Raw genomic sequence first — 16,522 nt, 5'->3', positions numbered from 1 at the left:
CATGTTTCTCGGAATCGACTGCGGTACCCAGGGCACCAAAGCCATCATCCTCGACGCTGCCAGCGGCAAAGTCCTGGGTGAAGGCGGTGCGCCCCATGACTTGATCAGCGGCGCCAACGGTCGCCGCGAACAGGATGTGCAGCAATGGCTCGATGCCCTCGAACAGGCGACCCGCGGCGCCCTGACCCAGGCCGGGGTATCGGGGCTGCAGATCCAGGGCATCGGCGTCTCCGGGCAGCAGCACGGCCTGGTGCTGCTGGATGCCCAGGGCCAGGTATTGCGCCCGGCCAAGCTGTGGTGCGACACCGAAACCAGCGACGAGAACCAGCGCCTGCTGGACTACCTCGGCGGACCGCAAGGTTCCCTGGAGCGCCTGGGCGTGGCCATTGCGCCGGGCTATACCGTGTCCAAGCTGCTCTGGACTCTCGAGAAGCACCCGGACCTGTTCGCGCAAATCGACAAGATCCTGCTGCCCCACGACTACCTCAACTACTGGCTGACCGGACGTAGCTGTACGGAGTCTGGCGATGCCTCAGGCACCGGCTATTTCGACGTGCGCAGCCGCAGTTGGGACATCTCGCTGCTGATGCATATCGACCCCAGCGGGCGGCTGAACCGCGCCTTGCCGGAACTGGTCGAGGCGCGCCAAAGCATCGGCCGGATCCTGCCAACCATTGCCCAGCGCCTGGGCATCAATACCGACGCCATCGTTTCCAGCGGCGGCGGCGACAACATGATGGGCGCCATCGGCACCGGCAATATCCAGCCCGGCGCCATCACCATGAGCCTGGGCTCGTCCGGCACTGTCTACGCCTACAGCGACGAAGCCAGGGTCAGTGAGCAGGCGTCGGTGGCGACCTTCTGCTCGTCTTCCGGCGGCTGGCTGCCGCTGATCTGCACCATGAACCTGACCAACGCCACCAGTGCGATCCGCGAGCTGTTCGAGATGGACATCGATGCCTTCAACCGCGCCATTGCCGCCGCGCCCATCGGGGCTGCGGGGGTGTCGATGCTGCCGTTCCTCAACGGTGAGCGTGTACCCGCCCTGCCCCACGCCACGGGCAGCATCCTTGGCCTGGACAGTACTAACCTCAGCCGCGAAAACCTCTGCCGTGCCGTGGTCGAAGGCACCACCTTCGGCCTGCGCTACGGCCTGGATCTGCTGCGCGACAGCGGCATCAAGAGCGAGAAAATCCGCCTGATCGGTGGCGGCGCAAAAAGCGCGGTGTGGCGCCAGATAGTCGCCGACATCATGGACACCTCGGTGATCTGCGCCGAATATGGCGAGGCGGCGGCTTTGGGCGCGGCTATCCAGGCAGCCTGGTGCTGGTCGTCCATGCATCAGCCTGAAGACAGCCTGCAAGCCCTGTGCGAACGTTGCGTGCGACTTGACGCGGCCAGCGAGACCCGGCCCATTGCCGGGCACGTCGCGGCCTATCAAGAGGTCTACGAACGCTACCGCAACCAGTTGCGCGATCTCTAATTCCCAAGGGAGCCTTTATGTTTCTCGTGTGTGGCGAAGCCCTGTTTGACTTTTTCACCCTGCCGGACAACGGCGGCCCGGCCAACGCCCTGGACTTCAAGGCCATTGCCGGCGGTTCGCCGTTTAACGTTGCGGTCGGCCTGCGCAGGCTTGGCATCGATTCGGCATTTTTTGCCGGACTGTCCAATGACTACCTCGGCCGTCGCCTGCGCACTGTCCTCGACAAGGAAGGTGTGCGCGATGATTTCCTGCTGGATTTTGACGCCCCGACCACCCTGGCCATGGTCGCCGTGGGCGCCGATGGTTCGCCGGTCTACAGCTTCCGCGGCGAAGGCTGCGCGGACCGGCAACTGCGCCTGCATCATCTGCCCGAACTGGATGACAGCGTGCGCGGCATTCATGTCGGCTCGTTCTCCCTGGTCGTACAACCCATAGCCGATACCCTGCTGGCTCTGGTGGCCCGTGAGAGCAGCCAGCGCCTGATCAGCCTCGACCCCAACGTCCGCCTCAACCCGGCGCCGGATATCCAGCAATGGCGCGACCAGATCAACGCCTTCGCCGCTCATGCGCACCTGATCAAGGTCAGCGACGAAGACCTGCACCTGCTCTACCCCGAGCAGGCGCCGGAAGCCGTGGCGGCCAGTTGGCTGAACCAACGCTGCCAACTGGTGATCCTGACCCGTGGCGGCGACGGCGCGAGCCTGTTCAGTCGTCAGCACGGTAGCTGGAATGTCCCGGCGCAAAAAGTCGAAGTGGCTGATACCGTCGGCGCGGGCGACACCTTCCAGGCAGCGCTGATCACCTATCTGACCGAACACCAGTTGGATACACCCCAGGGCCTCACCTCACTGAGCCGCGATCAGCTTGATGAAATGACCCGATTCGCCATCAGCGCCGCGGCCGTGACCTGTACGCGTACCGGGCCGGATTTGCCGTATCGCAATCAGTTAGCCTGATTCAGCCTTGCGCTGAAACAAACACCTGTAGGACCGGCTTTAGCCGGGAAGGCGGTCTTGAGGACGCTTTCCCGGCTAAAGCCGGTCCCACAAAAAACCAATGCTCAGGATCAGCCTCTTGCTTGATCAAAAAAATAGTTTAAGTTGTACGACGACAGACATACCATCTCTTGTCAGTTCGTCCCAACCACAAAAATAAAAGGATCACCCATGAAAAAGCTCACCCTGGCCGCCGGTTTTCTCTGCCTGTTCGCTGGCTACGCCGTCGCTTCCCCCGCTTCCGATGAAAAAGACGTCGCTGCTGCCGTCGACAGCATGACCCAGGCCATGCTGCACAAAGACGTCGCCAAGCTGAAGACCCTGACGTCAGACAACGTCAGCTACGGTCACTCCAGCGGCAAGGTCCAGAACAAGGAAGAATTCGTTGCCGACATCGAGACCGGTCGCAGCGGCTTCAATACCCTGCAGATGCTCAATCAGAAGATTTTCATGAACGGTGACACCGCCCTGGTGCGCAACCACTTCTCCGCCGAAGCGGTAAACAGCGGCAAAGTGGTACCGACTGAAATCGAAAACTTCCAGGTCTGGCAGAAACAGAAAGGCCACTGGCTGCTGATCGGTCGTCAGGCGTTCAAGTTCTAAGTAAGCATCGCTGACAGGTTGTGGGAGCGAGGCTTGCCCGCGAAGAACGATAACGCGATCCGCCTGATTCACCGAGGCGACAGATTCGCGGGCAAGCCTCGCTCCAACGACGCCTACATGTGCCCTTCGACAAACACTCTGGCCTGACGGGTCAGGATATCCAGATTGCGGTCACGCTGTTTCTCAGCGTCAATCATCGCTCGCTTGCCCAGTTGCTGAAGCAGGTAGGTGTGAATCTGCCGCACTTCCAGGGTGCGATAGATAGGCGCGGTATCCAGCACAGCGATGAGCCCGTCAGTGGCCTGATCGCGAGTATTCATCACCACCTGCGGCCCGCGCGCGCCCAACACCTGAAAACCCATTGCCGCAAAATACGGGACCTTGGCGACGAAGCACGCCAGTTCTGCGTGGGGATACCGTATGAGCATGTCCGTGACCATCGCCCGGGCGATACCCTGGCGGCGGCGCGATGTCTGGACTGCCATGTAGGCCACTGCACAGGCCTGCGGATCGTCTTTGGCAGGCAGGTACAGCAGGAACCCCAGTACCGTCGCGGGCTCCTGCTCATCCAGCGCCACAATCAGCTGCACCGCAATCCCTTTCGAACCGTCCATGGCTTCCTGATACAGGTTGACCTCAAGCCCGAGCCCGTATTGATACAAGCGGTATAACGGATTGCTCGGCGCAATGGCCACGGCACTGATATCGGTGACGTTGTCGATCACCAACTGCATGATCTGATTCTTGACCGACTCGGGGGGCGGACTGGTGAAATGATTCAGGGTGAACATTGGGTGCGGACTCATTCGTGACCATCTGGGTGGTGCGGCGCTTGTCAGACTGAACGTGTTCCAACGATCATTGCTCGTCACGACAAGTGCAAAGTGCGCATCATACCTGCATCAGCAATCTCACGTATGGATGCCCGCCCAAAGCCTTTACCCATGTATAGGATCGAGCCGATGATCAAAGCTGATAACGTTTAACGCCTCACTCCTGTATTCTCAACGCGCGGCGCGCAGCGCTATTTGAATAACCATTTAGCGGCGTCGTTTATGGATGAAGGACCTGCGGCACAGAAATAATCACGGCGGTTTTGTAGTCATGAGTTACCTCGGGAAAATCTGTGCTACACCTTTCAGACACTGTGGGATTTATTAAGTCGTTCTCTCAGGGAGAGGTTTGATCAATGCGCTTGAATATGCCGATCACACAAACAGAAAGAACGTTTCCCGAATCCGAGCGGTTGATTTCTACGACGGATCTTAATAGTCGCATCACCTATTGCAATGATGCTTTCGTAGCGCTCAGTGGCTTTACCCGGGAAGAACTGATCGGCCAGCCACATAATCTGGTGCGCCACCCGGACATGCCGTCGTCAGTGTTCGCCCATATGTGGGAGACCATCAAGCAGGGCAAACCCTGGATGGGTGTGGTCAAGAATCGCTCCAAGCAGGGCGATTTCTATTGGGTCAGCGCCTATGTCACTGCGGTCTATGAGAACAGCCAGTTGGTCGGCTATGAATCGGTACGCTCCCTGCCGACTCGTGATCAGGTCAGGCGTGCTGACGCCCTCTACGCCCGGCTGCGTGCTGGCAAGCCTCCGGTCTCGGCACTGAGTACGGTCAGCCATCACCTGCTGCGACAACTGCCCATCATTATCAGCGCCATTGTGCTTACAGCGGGGACCCTGATGCTGGACGACATCGGTACGGTCGGCCTGACGCTTCTGGTGGTGATTCTTCTCGGTACCTATATTGAGTTGCGGCAACGCAATAGCCTGAAACAGACCCTTGCCGAACACCCCAAGGCGTTCAGCAGCCCGCTGGTGGCGCTGACCTACAGCGACAATCGCGGGCCGCAGGGGCAACTGGACCTGGCCATTCATAGCGAAGAAGCACGCCTGCAAACGGCCCTGACTCGCCTGGTCGACGCCGGTGAAAGCGTCAAGCAGCGCGCCGGCCAATCCGCCAGCCTGTCTGCCCAGCAAGCCCGCTCCCTCGATCAGCAGCGTAATGAAACTGACCAGTCCGCCACCGCCATCAACCAGATGGCCGCGACCATTCAGGAAGTCGCCCACAACGTGCAGAACACCGCCCACGCCGCCGAAGACGCCGACCGCCTGGCTCAGGAAGGCCGCGGCCTGGCCGACGACAGCCTGCTGGCCATCCGGCACATGGCCAACTCCGTCACCGAGATCGCCGAAGCGGTGAACGAGTTGGCCACCGCGACCCAATCCATAGGCAGTGTGGTCGACGTCATCACGTCGATTGCCGAGCAGACCAACCTGCTTGCCCTCAACGCCGCCATCGAAGCAGCACGCGCCGGCGAGCAAGGCCGCGGCTTTGCCGTGGTCGCCGACGAAGTACGCTCTTTGGCCTCCCGCACTCAGGCCTCAACCGGGCAGATTCAGCAGATCATCACGCAACTGCGCGAAGGCGCCGAACGGGCTGTGGCTACAGCAAGCAAGGGTGGGCAGATATCCCAGGAAAGCGTGGCCAGTGTCGAAGCGGTGCAACAAGCCCTGGACGGTATCAGCAAGGCGATCACTCTGATCACCGGCATGAGCCAGCAAATGGCCTCGGCGTCGGAAGAACAAAGCCACGTCGCGGAAAACATCAGCCAACAGATCACCCGTATCGCCCAACTCTGCGACCAGAGCGCCGGGCAGGCCGAACAAGGCTCGAAGATCAGTCGGGAACTTGAGGAGATGGCGCAGTATCTGCATAGTTTGGCGGAGCGGTTTAGTCGTTAGAACTGTACCCCCTATTGAAATACTGATGGCCGTTGTATTGATAAAAACATCTATTCCAAGGTTGTTGTCATATCCGGATATTGAGTGCTGATGATGTCTTCCAGCTCAACCGGCCACTCCAGCGAGGTGTTGCCGGTTTTGCGAAAAATAACGGATGACGCCAGAAAGCTTTCCGGTTGTTCGGCGAATGCGGTCACGGCGTGGCAGCGGGCCGCGACAATATAAGCAGGCTCATCCATACGGGTTTCCAATATTTCAAAACCCAGAGGCTCGTTCAGCAACGCTTTCCACGAGTCTTCCGAAAATCGCCAGAAATCCCAGGGCTGATCATGCAACGGCCAACATTGATGCGTAGTGAACATCCCAATGGCGCCCAGTTTCATGACGCGATTGAGTTCGATCATGACCTTCCACGGCATGAGCAAATGTTCCAGGACAGAAAAGGCCATTACACCATCGAAGTAATTAGCAGGGTAGGACCTGCTCAATTGATGCGCGTCACCTACAACATCGACATTAGGCCCATTCAGCACATCGAAACCGCTATAACACCAACTTTCTGGCACTAAGCCTTTACGTACAACCCCGGAGCGGGCCCGCGAACCAATCTCCAACAAGTGCTGAGGTTGGCCGGGGTCAGGTTTTTCTTTATCACGCAACTGCTGGCTGAATACACTCATCAGGCTGTCCCTGGGGCTGCCCAAACGCGAGATAGACGCAGATGTGCCGTCCTTGAAAAAGATCAGCAAGCTGGCAGCAATCATTGCGGCTCGACTGTCCGCAAATGCCAGGCTACGATCGAAGCGTGAGTGATCGGCCAATGGGCCAAAGACCGGAACCAGATCCGGACTTTTATCGCCGAATGCAACCGCATGGTCTCCGCCATCAGGAACCCGCAAGACCAGCCTGGCGATTTGCAGAGTGGGACTGTATATCCACCCGCTCAATCGCAGAGCACCCTGGAATATTGAATAACGATCAATGCAATAGGCCCCTTGATAGGGTGGGCTATCTCCACTTGACTCAACGTTTGTTCTGCTCATGCATGCCCTCCTGTTTTTTGGGCAACTGAAGTACGCGGCGGCCACGCCAGGCCAAAATCATGATGTTCCAGCGTCAGGTTCGGGTTATAGGCACCGTCATTTTCAATATCGGGCCAACGCCGCTGCATATATTCGACCTCCTGAGTGAAGCGAGCCTGTTTCTCCGGGGTATCTTCCAAGCCTCGGGTAGCGGACTCATGGTGATAGAGTTCGGCAAAGGGGGTCCAGACGTTGGTGTAGCCGGCTTCCTGCACGCGAAGACAGAAGTCGACGTCATTGAAAGCGATCTTCAAGTGCACCTCATCGAGGCCGCCAACTTCTTCATAGATGGATTTGCGAATCACCAGGCAAGCGGCAGTCACAGCGGACAGCGACTGAATCAGGCCGGCACGACCGAAGTAACCATGTTCACCCCTGGGTAAAAACTTGTGGGAGTGATTGGCAATCCCCCCGACTCCCAATATCACCCCGCCGTGCTGCAGGCGATCATCGGCAAACCACAGCCGCGCGCCAACCGCGCCGACTCCCGGCTGCAAGGCAATGGATACCATTTCCTCCAGCCACTCAGGTGTGATGACTTCAATATCGTTATTGATCAACCCCAGCACTTCGCCCCTTGCCAGCTTCACGGCGCGATTGTTCAACGCTGAATAATTGAAGGGTCCGTCGTCGCGAAGCACCGTTACATTTAACTCTTGCTCAAGCCGGGCGAAGTACTCCAGCGACTCAGGCTCATCTGAACCGTTATCGATCAGAATCAGCTCGTAGCGTTGGTAGGTCGTCAGGCCTTGAATACTGTCGATGCACTGTCTGACCAATGCATGAGCATTACGGGTAGGGATGATCAGGCTGACCAGGGGACGATGCTCGGGGAGCTCATAGTGCACCCGATACATGCCAATCGGCAGCAATTCGGTCCGCGCCGCGACCCCCAAACGTTGCAGATGCTCATCCAAGGCTTTAACACCGGCATGCACAGCGTAAGGTTTTTCCTCAGTAGCCATGGCCGTGCTACCGGGATGCACTCGCCAGTGGTAGAGCACGCGAGGGATATGGACGATTTGCCCGGGCGCAAGGCGCTCGATGCAGCGCATGACCAGATCGTAGTCTTGGGCGCCTTCAAAGCCGCTACGAAAGCCGCCTGCCTGATTGACCAGGTCGCTTCGATAGATTCCAAAATGAGAAAATACATTCTGCGACCGAAACAAAAACTCGTTCCAGTCCGGCTTGAAGTACGCCGCGCTACGCCGCCCTTGGGTATCGATCTTGTCCTCGTCCGAGTAGATCAGCCCGGCATCCGGATGCTCGATGATGGTCCGCGCCACCCAGTACAGTGCGTGTTCGGGGATCAGATCGTCGTTGTCCATCAGGGCCAGGTATTGGCCCTCGGCGATGGCAATGGCCGAGTTACTGGCGGCACTGATATGACCGTTCTGCTTGCGAAACACCAGGCTGATCCGTGGCTCCTGTGCCTGCAAGTCTTCCAGCAGCGTTCGCACTTGCGGGTTGGTGGAGGCGTCGTCGGCTATGCATAGCTGCCAGTTCGAATAGAGCTGAGCCCGCACACTGTCGACGGCCTGGCGCAACAGATCCAGAGGCGGGTCATAGACCGGCATGATGATGGAGATCAGCGGCGGCTCGCTCCAGCCGCGAATCTCTTCGCGGATCTGTCGACGGGCCAGATCATCGAGAGTGTCATAGCGTTCGATCCAGGCCGTATAGTCATTGCGATCGGGCACTGTCGAGGGCGCACTCGTTTCTGCCACGACCGGCGAGGCGGAGGCGCTGAACCAGCGCCAACGCGCAAGCAAACCCTCAATGCCCTGCTGACGCAAAACCCTGATCGACTTGCGCACGGTCGCCTGCAACCCGCCGCCGCGGCGAATCACACCCGGCAACAGCACCGAGGCGCGCTTGAGCCGCCGTGCGGTGACGATCGATGCGCGGACCGGCGCGCCCAGACGCCGGCTATATGAGGATTCCAACGCCCTGATCCGCAGATTCAGGTGGTGGATATGGGTATCTTTTTCCGCCCCCTGAATACTCAGTGCTTGATCGCGCTCGGCGATGACCAGTTCTTTTTCCTGCCGTAACTTGCTCAGTGCCTCTTCCAGTTCGACGACCAATGCCTGACGGTCACGGGTTACCTGATTATGGTCGGTGAGCAGGCGCTCGACGGTCTCAATGGTTTCGTGCTCAGACTCAATGACACTATCGGCCAGAGTATGGGTGACCTTGTCCAGCTCACTCATCTGCTCGGTCATCGCCTGAAGCTGACGAGCCAGGGGTTGCAAAGCAACCTGCAGGGTCTGCTGGTATTCGCTGACGGCATTGAGTTCCAGGCTGATCAGGCGCGCCATGACTTCATCGGTGTACACCACCAAGTCCAGTGCCAGGGTCAGCCCTTGCACATCCACCTGCGTTGCCAGATCCAGGGGAAGCATCAGGTGGGGATCGTCATCAAGGCTCATGAAGAACACCGCAGCCCCGGATTTCTCGACTTTCATCAGTCCGGAAGTGGCGGTCAGGCTGTCGAGCTGCCGGTCCCATCGCCAAACCTCCCCTGTCGCGCTGTACAGACGGATATTGGCCAGGGAGAAGGAGACACGCCGATCCACCGGATCGAGACGCAAGCGCCTGGCGCCGGGCTGTACCGTAGAGAAGGCAAACTCCAGCCGTTGCGCCCCCGGTTCCAACGCCAGAGCAAGACTGGCGTCCTCCCTGAATTCGCCGTCGCCGTTGCTGTAATACAGCTTGGCCCGCAATGGTGGCAGGACGGGCACCACTTTCTGGTTGATTGGCTGGTCGGGCTTCCAGTCCAGAAACTCAACGGCTTCGCGGTCCGTCACAAAAGCCTGAAACAGCGCTTCGCGGGCGATATAGCGGCCCAGATCGGCGTCCGTCACCGGCAGTTCGGCCGCGCGCAGGCTTTCCACGATGAACTGTCTACGCGTGGGGGGTATGACGCTGGGATGGAACGGTGTGGCATTGGCGATCAACAACAGCAACGAACGCAACAGCAGATGGCCCAGCTCCACGCCTGCGCTGGCTTCCCATTCGATATCGATCAGGGTCGCCGAGCCATCGCCGCCCATGATGATGTTATGGGGCACGGCATCAATGAAAATACCCGGTAGCCGTTCATTGACATCGCACAGATCACACGCGTGGCCGCGCTCCGCGAGCAGGCTGCGCAAGGTATTCAGGTATTGGCGGATAAACAGGGAGAAATCCTGAATACCCCAGTCGGGAGTCGTGGCGATATTGATAAAACGCTGACTCAGGGGCTTGCCGCTGACATAGATGTCGACCTCGCTCATCTGATGGCGCACTTGCCCCTCATTGTCGGGCTTCACCTCGGCACGCAAAGCCTGGTGCTGCACCTCGATACCCGTTGCCGTCTCGACGAACCGCGACGCCTTGCAGAACGCTGGCTGGCGACTGGTGTTGTAGTGAAAGGCCAGTATGTTCGCCGCCACGACCGACTCGGCGGTACGCGATGCGGCGATCAGGAATGAGTTGGCCAGCTCCATGCCCAGACCGTTGTCGATCACCACCGGCCAGGCCCGTTCCAGATTGAAGCCGGTGGCGCCCGGCAGCTGCGGGTCTTTCTTGACGTTCTGCCAGGCCAGTGCCGCCGCATCGAACGACCGTACGGCAAAGCCACGCTCGGTGGTGATGGAATGGGGCAGTTTGTAATCCGGGGCCGGATACAGAAACTGCGTCTGCTCAAAGCCCGCTGCGGTGATCAGCTCGACCAGTCGGCGACGACCGAAGGTTTGCGGTTGACCCTTGATGTAGCGGCCTTCGATGCCATACATGGGCACACAGAGGTGATCCTCAGGCGCCCCGGCGAAGTACTTCAGGCCCAACTGGTTCTCGATGGCGATAAAGAGTTTGCCGTCGGGCTCAAGCAGTTGGTGAACCCGCTTGAGCATGCTCAGGGCTGCGTCGCTGTCCCGACTGAACATGCTGGCGTATTCCAGCACGCCGATCAGGGTGATGACGTCGAAGCGCTGCTCAGTGTCAAAAGCGTCGAAGCGCTCGGCCAGCACCGTGACATTGTCCAGGTCACGGGTGCGGCTGGCAGCAATTTGCGCCCGTCGCACACTGCCTTCCAGGCTCAACACCTGACCGCCGCACTCGCCCAGATAGCGGCTGATGGCGCCGCAACCTGCACCGATCTCCAGGACCCGCCCCGACAGGCAGTGCTCGAATGGCCGCAGAATATTGCCTCTTGCCGTGCCCAGGTGATACAGCGAGGCCCAGTCGATGCAGTGCCGGCTCAGCTCGCTGGAAAGCACCGACAAGTCTCTGGCCTGCTCGATGATCCGCGCGATGCGCTCTTCACTTTCATCGCCATCGCTGTAGGCAAGGCTCTGATAGCCGGGTCGCAGCCACAGTCCCAATTGTGGGTCAAAGTCATAAGGCATCCCTTCAAGCATGCGCGTCATTAAGCACCTGATCGATTTCCATGGTGACGGCCAGATCTATGAGGCCGAGTAACTGCGGTGTGGTGGGCACGACAAAATGAATGGCGTCGTAACGCCGGTCATGGGGCACGATGTCGTTGCCATGTCGGGAGGCAATGCCGACCGAAATGAAGTAATCACCGCTGGCCAGGCGGTTGACGAAGCGCAGGCTGGCTCTGGCGGTACTGCCCGCCGTACCCAATGCCTGAGTGACTTGGCTTTCGAGCAGCACAGAGTTGGTGCCATAGACCGTGACGCCCTCTTTGGTCTTGAGGGTGAATCCCAGGATCGGGTTGATGATCGTGCGGTCGAAGCGGATGGCCAGGTACAGCATGACGTCGGCCCCGGAATCGATAGAGGCGCTGAACTCGCGGCCGTCGCAGGTCAGGCGGAAATCCAGCAGGCTGGCAGCGCCATCGCCCCAGCGATATTCATGGGGGTTAAAACCGGCCCGCGTGGCAAAGGCCTCGTTGTCGAAACTCAGCCAGGGTTCGCCGTCTTGCGCTGCGTCTGGGTCGGGCTTGCCGGGCGCCTGCGGGCAAGCGGGTATATCTGCAGGCTTTTCCCGGCCAAACAGCAGATCCAGATAGCGATTGATCACCGCCCGTGACGGCCCGACCATGGCCACCCGGCTCTGTTCCAACAGGATGGCGCGATTGCAATGGGTCACCACTTGCTCACTGGCATGGGTGACCAGCAGGATGCTGGTGCCGTTCTCCTTCAACTGGCGCAGCCGCTCGAAGCACTTGGCCTGGAAGCGCGCATCGCCTACGGACAGCGCTTCGTCGACGATCAGGATTTGCGGGTCTATCTGCGCCTGCACGGCAAAGGCCAGACGTACCACCATGCCGCTGGAGTAGGCCTTGACCGGCTGCTCGATGAAATCGCCGATATCGGCAAAACCGGCAATCGCGTCAAAGCGCTCATCGACCTCCTCACGGCTCAAGCCCAGCACCGAGGCGTTCAGGTAGACATTCTCGCGCCCGGTGAACTCGGGGTTGAAGCCCGAGCCCAGCTCCAGCAGCGCCGCTACCCGCCCCTGCGTCTGCACCGTTCCACCGCTCGGCATCAGAGTGCCGCAGATGATCTGCAGCAGGGTCGACTTCCCCGAACCGTTGCGCCCGACAATGCCGACGGTCTCGCCGCGCATGACCTCAAAATCGATATTACGCAGCGCCCAGAACTCCCGGCCATAGCTCGTCTGTTCCATGCCAAGACGACGTTGCAGACGTGGGATAAGGGAATGCTTGAGACGATCGAAGGGTTTGTCGTAGGTGTAGAAGCACTTGGAGATGTCGCGCACGCTGATGGCAAGGTCTTCAGATGACATCGGCGAACCCCCTGCGTGTTTTTTGGAAGAACCAAAACCCCGCCGTCGCAATCAGCAAGGCAACCAGCAACGCCAGACCAAGGCTGTCCCATTGCGGCGGCTGGCCGAACAGCAGGACATTGCGGCTTTCTTCGATGATGTAGGTCAGCGGGTTGAGCTTGAGCCACGACTGATAGGCCTGCGGCAGCGCCGCCACCGGATAGAGCACTGGCGAGAGAAACAACAGAACGGTGGTCAGTACCGTAATGACCTGGCCGATGTCCCGCAGGTAGACACCCAGGGCCGCCAGCAGCCAGCTGAAGCCCAGGGTGGCGATCAGCAACGGCAGCAACACCAAAGGCAGGAAGACCGCCGACCAATGCAGTTGCTGGGTCAGAATCAACTGCGCCGCCAGCAACACCATCAGGCTGATAAAGCTGTGAAAGAGCGCTGCCCCTACCGTCACCACCGTCAGTACTTCCAGAGGGAAGACCACTTTCTTGACGTAGTTGCCATTATTGACAATCAAGGAGGGAGAACGATTGGCACACTCGGCAAACAGCCCGTGCACTATCATCCCGGTGAACAACAGAATGGCAAAACCACCCTTGCCGTTATCCTGTCCCGGCCAACGCGACTGGAACACTTCGGAAAAGACAAAGGTATAAACGGCCAGCATCAAGACCGGATTAAAGAACGACCAGGCCAGGCCCATGATTGAGCCTCGATAACGCCCGCTTATTTCACGGACGATCATCACACTGATCAATTGCCGGTAATGCCAGAGGGTGCGAACGAGATGAAGGGGACCGGCCCCCGGGACATGATGAGGGTTCACGTTAATATACGTCTCCAGTGCTGAGATCCGCAGGACCGGCTTTAGCCGGGAGGGGCCCCGTGTATCCGCAGGATTATCTTGATGATGGTGGACGCTTTCCCGGCTAAAGCCGGTCCTGCAACGCTATTGCCAGTTGTATAGCGGCTCAATAGCTACCGCCACTGAATGCCGAACCGGTCAGATAGTTTTTACATGGGTTGGTTGTAACGCAGTGTGGCAGTCAATAGAGCGCCAGCGCGGAAGAGTCGATGAGCGGTATTAAACTTGATAAGCCGCTGAAACAACGAGTTGGAATAATCATTATTGAAACAATAAAACAGCAGGCAGTGTTTTAATAAAGAAACACTTAATCAAGGCCCATGCAACCTGATGCATTGACCTTGATTGACAGGGGTTATTTAGCCCCAAACATCACCGTCCAGTAAATCCCCGCATCACTCTTCGGATCGGTCGCATAAGCCGCGCCCAGTTCATTGATCAGCGGATTCATCAGGTTGGCGCACTGTTCCGGACTGCTCAGCCAGCCCTCCACCACTTTGCGGGTGGAGTCCTGGCCGGCGGCGATATTTTCGTCTACCTGAGTGCCGCCGTAGCCCGCCAGTTCGGCACGATCACCGGGGGTATGGCCGTCGCTGTCAGTGTGGTCGAAGTAGTTATGGTTGGCCATATCACGACTGTGCGCCTCGGCCGCGCTCGCCAGGATGGCGTTCCAGGTCATCGGCGCCGCAGCAGAGAACGACTCGGGCCCGCAATTACGCGGCGTTGCCCGGGCGCCATTGATCATGGCCAGCATCTTCTGCCCTTCACCCTGACCATCGCCCAGGCGCGCCGTCAGCATTGGCCGAGCCAGAACGATGCGCCACTCGCGGTCTTCGCGACTGACACCGATATCGACGAATTGAGGGTCCAGTACGACCTGGCAAAAAGTCTCTTCCACGGCCTTCATTGCCGCCTGGGCATCACGTGGGCCGGAAAGGCTGATGGCCTGGACATTGACCATGGGATAGGTGGCTCGGGCCAGGGCCTGTTGCAGGTCGCCGATATTACGGGCCGAGAGCACCAGGCGCGGGTCGCTGGTCAGGGGCGGTAGCTCGTGGGATACCTGGCCGCCACACTGATGCAACTGCCCACGGTAGGCATTGATCGAGTCAATCAGCTGCGTTTCTTCACTGGCCAGGACTGAAGTGGCAAACACCAGGCCCAACGACAGCGCGGTGAGATGCACAACGGATGAGATAACGCGCATGGAAGTCCCCTTCAGGCAGATTGCGCCGATGATCGCGATTTACCCCCCTTCAGGGCAATGCCTTTGAGAAAGAAGCAGCACGTTTTGAATCGATGCGGTCTATCCGCTGGCGCGAGGCGGCAGCGGGTCCTGGGGTGTGAGACGGGAAAGTGGGCGGACAAGTTCCCTGGGGAATGGCTTCAGAAGCTTCGCCGCAGGCTTGTGGGACCGGCTTTAGCCGGGAAGACGATGTAACAAACGATAGAGATATATCGATATCACCTACGCCTTTCCGGCTAAAGCCGGTCCCACAGAGGTATTGCGCTCTGCCAGTGATTACTTGGCGAAAAGCTGCCCGATATCCTTGAATGCCTTGAACTCCAGGGCATTGCCGCACGGGTCGAAGAGGAACATGGTGGCCTGTTCGCCGACCTGGCCCTTGAAGCGAATGTAAGGTTCGATCACGAACTTGGTGTCAAACGAGCGCAGACGCTCGGCCAGGGCCTCCCACTGTTCCCATTGCAATACGATGCCGAAATGCGGCACCGGCACATCGTGGCCGTCCACCGCGTTGCTGTGGGCGTGTTCCTGGGACGAGGTACGCGGGTGCTCATGGATGACCAGCTGATGGCCGTAGAAATTGAAGTCAACCCACTGCTCGCTGGAACGGCCCTCTTCCAGGCCGAAGGTTTGGCCATAGAAGGAACGCGCAGCAGCCAGGTCGTAGACGGGAATTGCCAGGTGAAAGGGCGAAAGGCTCATCAGGGGTGCTCCAGGATCTGTTTTAGGTATGAAGTACAGGCCCATGCTAAGGGGCGTGACCAAACAATAAAATCAATATATTTTTAGAAAATACACAAAGGGAATCTATGAATGATCCGCGAATTGAAAACCCTGGTAGCCGTCGCCCGCGAAGGCACCTTTGCCGCCGCCGGTAACCGCATCGGCCTGACCCAAGCGGCCGTCAGTGCCCAGATGCAGCGCCTGGAAGCTGAACTGGGGTATCCGTTGTTCGAGCGCAAGGGCCGCGCGGCACAGCTCAATCGCAAGGGTCATCACACGCTCTTGCAGGCCCAGGAGTTGATTCGCCTGTACGACAATCTAGGTTCCACCGACAGCGGTGAGACCGCCAATGTACTGGTCAGTATCGGCGCCATCGCCTCGGTGCAACGGGCCTTGCTGCCCGACGCCCTGGCCCGTTTCCATCGTGAGTGGCCGGGCTGTCGCAGCCGGATCATGCCGGGCGTTTCGATGGAGCTGCTGAATCTGGCGGACGCCGGGGATATCGATCTGGCGGCGATCATCCGCCCGCCCTTTGCCCTGCAGAGCGACCTGCGCTGGACCACCCTGGCCCAGGAGCCTTATCGCCTGATCGTACCGGCAGACCTGCCGGGCGATGACTGGGCACAACTGCTGTCCACTCAGCCCCTGGTGCGCTACGACCGCTCTTCGTTCGGTGGCCGTCAGGTCGATCGCTTTCTGCGGCGCCTGCATTTCAGCCTGCGCGAGGTCTGCGAACTCGATGAACTGGAAGCACTGGTCCAACTCGTCGCCAATGGCGTAGGCGTAGCCCTGGTGCCTGAGACCACCGCCCAACAGGGCTGGCCCGAGAGCGTGCGGGTGCTGGATCTGGGCAGTCATACCTTCCACCGTGACGTCGGCCTGGTGCACCGGGCGCCCGGCACGCTCAGCGAACCGGTGAATATGCTGATCCGCCTGCTGATGGAACGGACTCAGGCGGGGGGATGCCCTCCCGGCTAAAGCCGGTCCTACGGAGTTTGTGAATTGCCTGCGATCAG

Annotated in this window: 12 protein-coding genes and 1 pseudogene; 6 read left to right on the top strand and 7 right to left on the bottom strand. The window is 59.2% G+C overall.

Going from position 1 to position 16,522, the window contains the following annotated elements; translation table 11 throughout:
* The first annotated feature begins 1 nt into the window (after position 1).
* The 3 genes from xylB to AC1Z24_RS13490 all read left to right on the top strand — a co-directional run bounded on the left by xylB (position 2) and on the right by AC1Z24_RS13490 (position 3,081).
* Positions 2–1,483, top strand: coding sequence for a xylulokinase (gene xylB / locus AC1Z24_RS13500; RefSeq protein ID WP_483746058.1), 1,482 nt, complete (start codon positions 2–4; stop codon positions 1,481–1,483).
* Between the two features lie 17 nt (positions 1,484–1,500).
* The gene (locus AC1Z24_RS13495; RefSeq protein ID WP_483746057.1) at positions 1,501–2,439 is read left to right on the top strand and encodes a carbohydrate kinase family protein; all 939 of its coding nucleotides are present in this window, start codon (positions 1,501–1,503) and stop codon (positions 2,437–2,439) included.
* Between the two features lie 210 nt (positions 2,440–2,649).
* Positions 2,650–3,081: a nuclear transport factor 2 family protein gene (locus AC1Z24_RS13490; RefSeq protein ID WP_483746056.1), complete on the top strand. Its 432-nt coding sequence runs from the start codon at positions 2,650–2,652 to the stop codon at positions 3,079–3,081.
* Between the two features lie 113 nt (positions 3,082–3,194).
* Here the strand turns inward: AC1Z24_RS13490 and AC1Z24_RS13485 are convergent, their stop codons facing one another.
* Positions 3,195–3,872 carry a GNAT family N-acetyltransferase gene (locus AC1Z24_RS13485; protein WP_483746055.1) on the bottom strand — a complete coding sequence of 226 codons (678 nt, stop codon included), beginning with the start codon at positions 3,870–3,872 and terminating at the stop codon, positions 3,195–3,197.
* A 398-nt stretch (positions 3,873–4,270) separates the two neighbouring features.
* Between AC1Z24_RS13485 and AC1Z24_RS13480 the strand changes: the two are divergent.
* Both AC1Z24_RS13480 and AC1Z24_RS13475 read left to right on the top strand, forming a co-directional pair.
* A pseudogene (locus tag AC1Z24_RS13480) lies at positions 4,271–4,552 on the top strand (PAS domain-containing protein); the annotation flags it as partial.
* Between the two features lie 222 nt (positions 4,553–4,774).
* Positions 4,775–5,836, top strand: a complete 1,062-nt coding sequence (locus tag AC1Z24_RS13475) for a methyl-accepting chemotaxis protein (protein ID WP_483746623.1) — start codon at positions 4,775–4,777, stop codon at positions 5,834–5,836.
* A 50-nt stretch (positions 5,837–5,886) separates the two neighbouring features.
* Here the strand turns inward: AC1Z24_RS13475 and AC1Z24_RS13470 are convergent, their stop codons facing one another.
* The 6 genes from AC1Z24_RS13470 to AC1Z24_RS13445 form a co-directional block, all read right to left on the bottom strand.
* A complete protein-coding gene (locus AC1Z24_RS13470) occupies positions 5,887–6,879 on the bottom strand; it encodes a methyltransferase domain-containing protein (RefSeq protein ID WP_483746054.1) in 993 nt (330 codons plus the stop codon).
* Complete coding sequence (locus tag AC1Z24_RS13465; protein ID WP_483746053.1) at positions 6,876–11,333, bottom strand: glycosyltransferase; 4,458 nt, start codon at positions 11,331–11,333, stop codon at positions 6,876–6,878. The genes AC1Z24_RS13470 and AC1Z24_RS13465 overlap by 4 nt, the downstream gene beginning before the upstream one ends.
* Positions 11,317–12,681, bottom strand: coding sequence for an ABC transporter ATP-binding protein (locus AC1Z24_RS13460; protein ID WP_483746052.1), 1,365 nt, complete (start codon positions 12,679–12,681; stop codon positions 11,317–11,319). The genes AC1Z24_RS13465 and AC1Z24_RS13460 overlap by 17 nt, the downstream gene beginning before the upstream one ends.
* The gene (locus AC1Z24_RS13455; RefSeq protein ID WP_483746051.1) at positions 12,671–13,498 is read right to left on the bottom strand and encodes an ABC transporter permease; all 828 of its coding nucleotides are present in this window, start codon (positions 13,496–13,498) and stop codon (positions 12,671–12,673) included. The genes AC1Z24_RS13460 and AC1Z24_RS13455 overlap by 11 nt, the downstream gene beginning before the upstream one ends.
* A 394-nt stretch (positions 13,499–13,892) precedes the next feature.
* On the bottom strand, positions 13,893–14,744 hold the full coding sequence (locus tag AC1Z24_RS13450; protein WP_483746050.1) for a CAP domain-containing protein: 852 nt from the start codon (positions 14,742–14,744) through the stop codon (positions 13,893–13,895).
* Between the two features lie 315 nt (positions 14,745–15,059).
* Entirely contained in the window at positions 15,060–15,485 is a 426-nt protein-coding gene (locus tag AC1Z24_RS13445; RefSeq protein ID WP_259105272.1) for a VOC family protein, read from the bottom strand.
* Positions 15,486–15,596: 111 nt separating this feature from the next.
* Here AC1Z24_RS13445 and AC1Z24_RS13440 point away from each other — a divergent pair, with 111 nt between their 5' ends.
* Complete coding sequence (locus AC1Z24_RS13440) at positions 15,597–16,484, top strand: LysR family transcriptional regulator (RefSeq protein ID WP_483746049.1); 888 nt, start codon at positions 15,597–15,599, stop codon at positions 16,482–16,484.
* Positions 16,485–16,522 lie beyond the last annotated feature (38 nt).

This window comes from Pseudomonas sp. JL23 (assembly GCF_056933585.1).
The sequence above is the reverse complement of the archived record's forward strand: the minus strand, read 5'-3'. Positions and strand labels throughout refer to the sequence as shown.

Coding starts and splice junctions, on each gene's coding strand:
- xylB (WP_483746058.1), top strand. CDS start 2: ATGTTTCTCGGAATCGACTGCGGTACCCAGGGCACCAAAGCCATCATC.
- AC1Z24_RS13465 (WP_483746053.1), bottom strand. CDS start 11,333: ATGACGCGCATGCTTGAAGGGATGCCTTATGACTTTGACCCACAATTG.
- AC1Z24_RS13475 (WP_483746623.1), top strand. CDS start 4,775: ATGCTGGACGACATCGGTACGGTCGGCCTGACGCTTCTGGTGGTGATT.
- AC1Z24_RS13440 (WP_483746049.1), top strand. CDS start 15,597: ATGATCCGCGAATTGAAAACCCTGGTAGCCGTCGCCCGCGAAGGCACC.
- AC1Z24_RS13460 (WP_483746052.1), bottom strand. CDS start 12,681: ATGTCATCTGAAGACCTTGCCATCAGCGTGCGCGACATCTCCAAGTGC.
- AC1Z24_RS13445 (WP_259105272.1), bottom strand. CDS start 15,485: ATGAGCCTTTCGCCCTTTCACCTGGCAATTCCCGTCTACGACCTGGCT.
- AC1Z24_RS13470 (WP_483746054.1), bottom strand. CDS start 6,879: ATGAGCAGAACAAACGTTGAGTCAAGTGGAGATAGCCCACCCTATCAA.
- AC1Z24_RS13495 (WP_483746057.1), top strand. CDS start 1,501: ATGTTTCTCGTGTGTGGCGAAGCCCTGTTTGACTTTTTCACCCTGCCG.
- AC1Z24_RS13485 (WP_483746055.1), bottom strand. CDS start 3,872: ATGTTCACCCTGAATCATTTCACCAGTCCGCCCCCCGAGTCGGTCAAG.
- AC1Z24_RS13450 (WP_483746050.1), bottom strand. CDS start 14,744: ATGCGCGTTATCTCATCCGTTGTGCATCTCACCGCGCTGTCGTTGGGC.
- AC1Z24_RS13490 (WP_483746056.1), top strand. CDS start 2,650: ATGAAAAAGCTCACCCTGGCCGCCGGTTTTCTCTGCCTGTTCGCTGGC.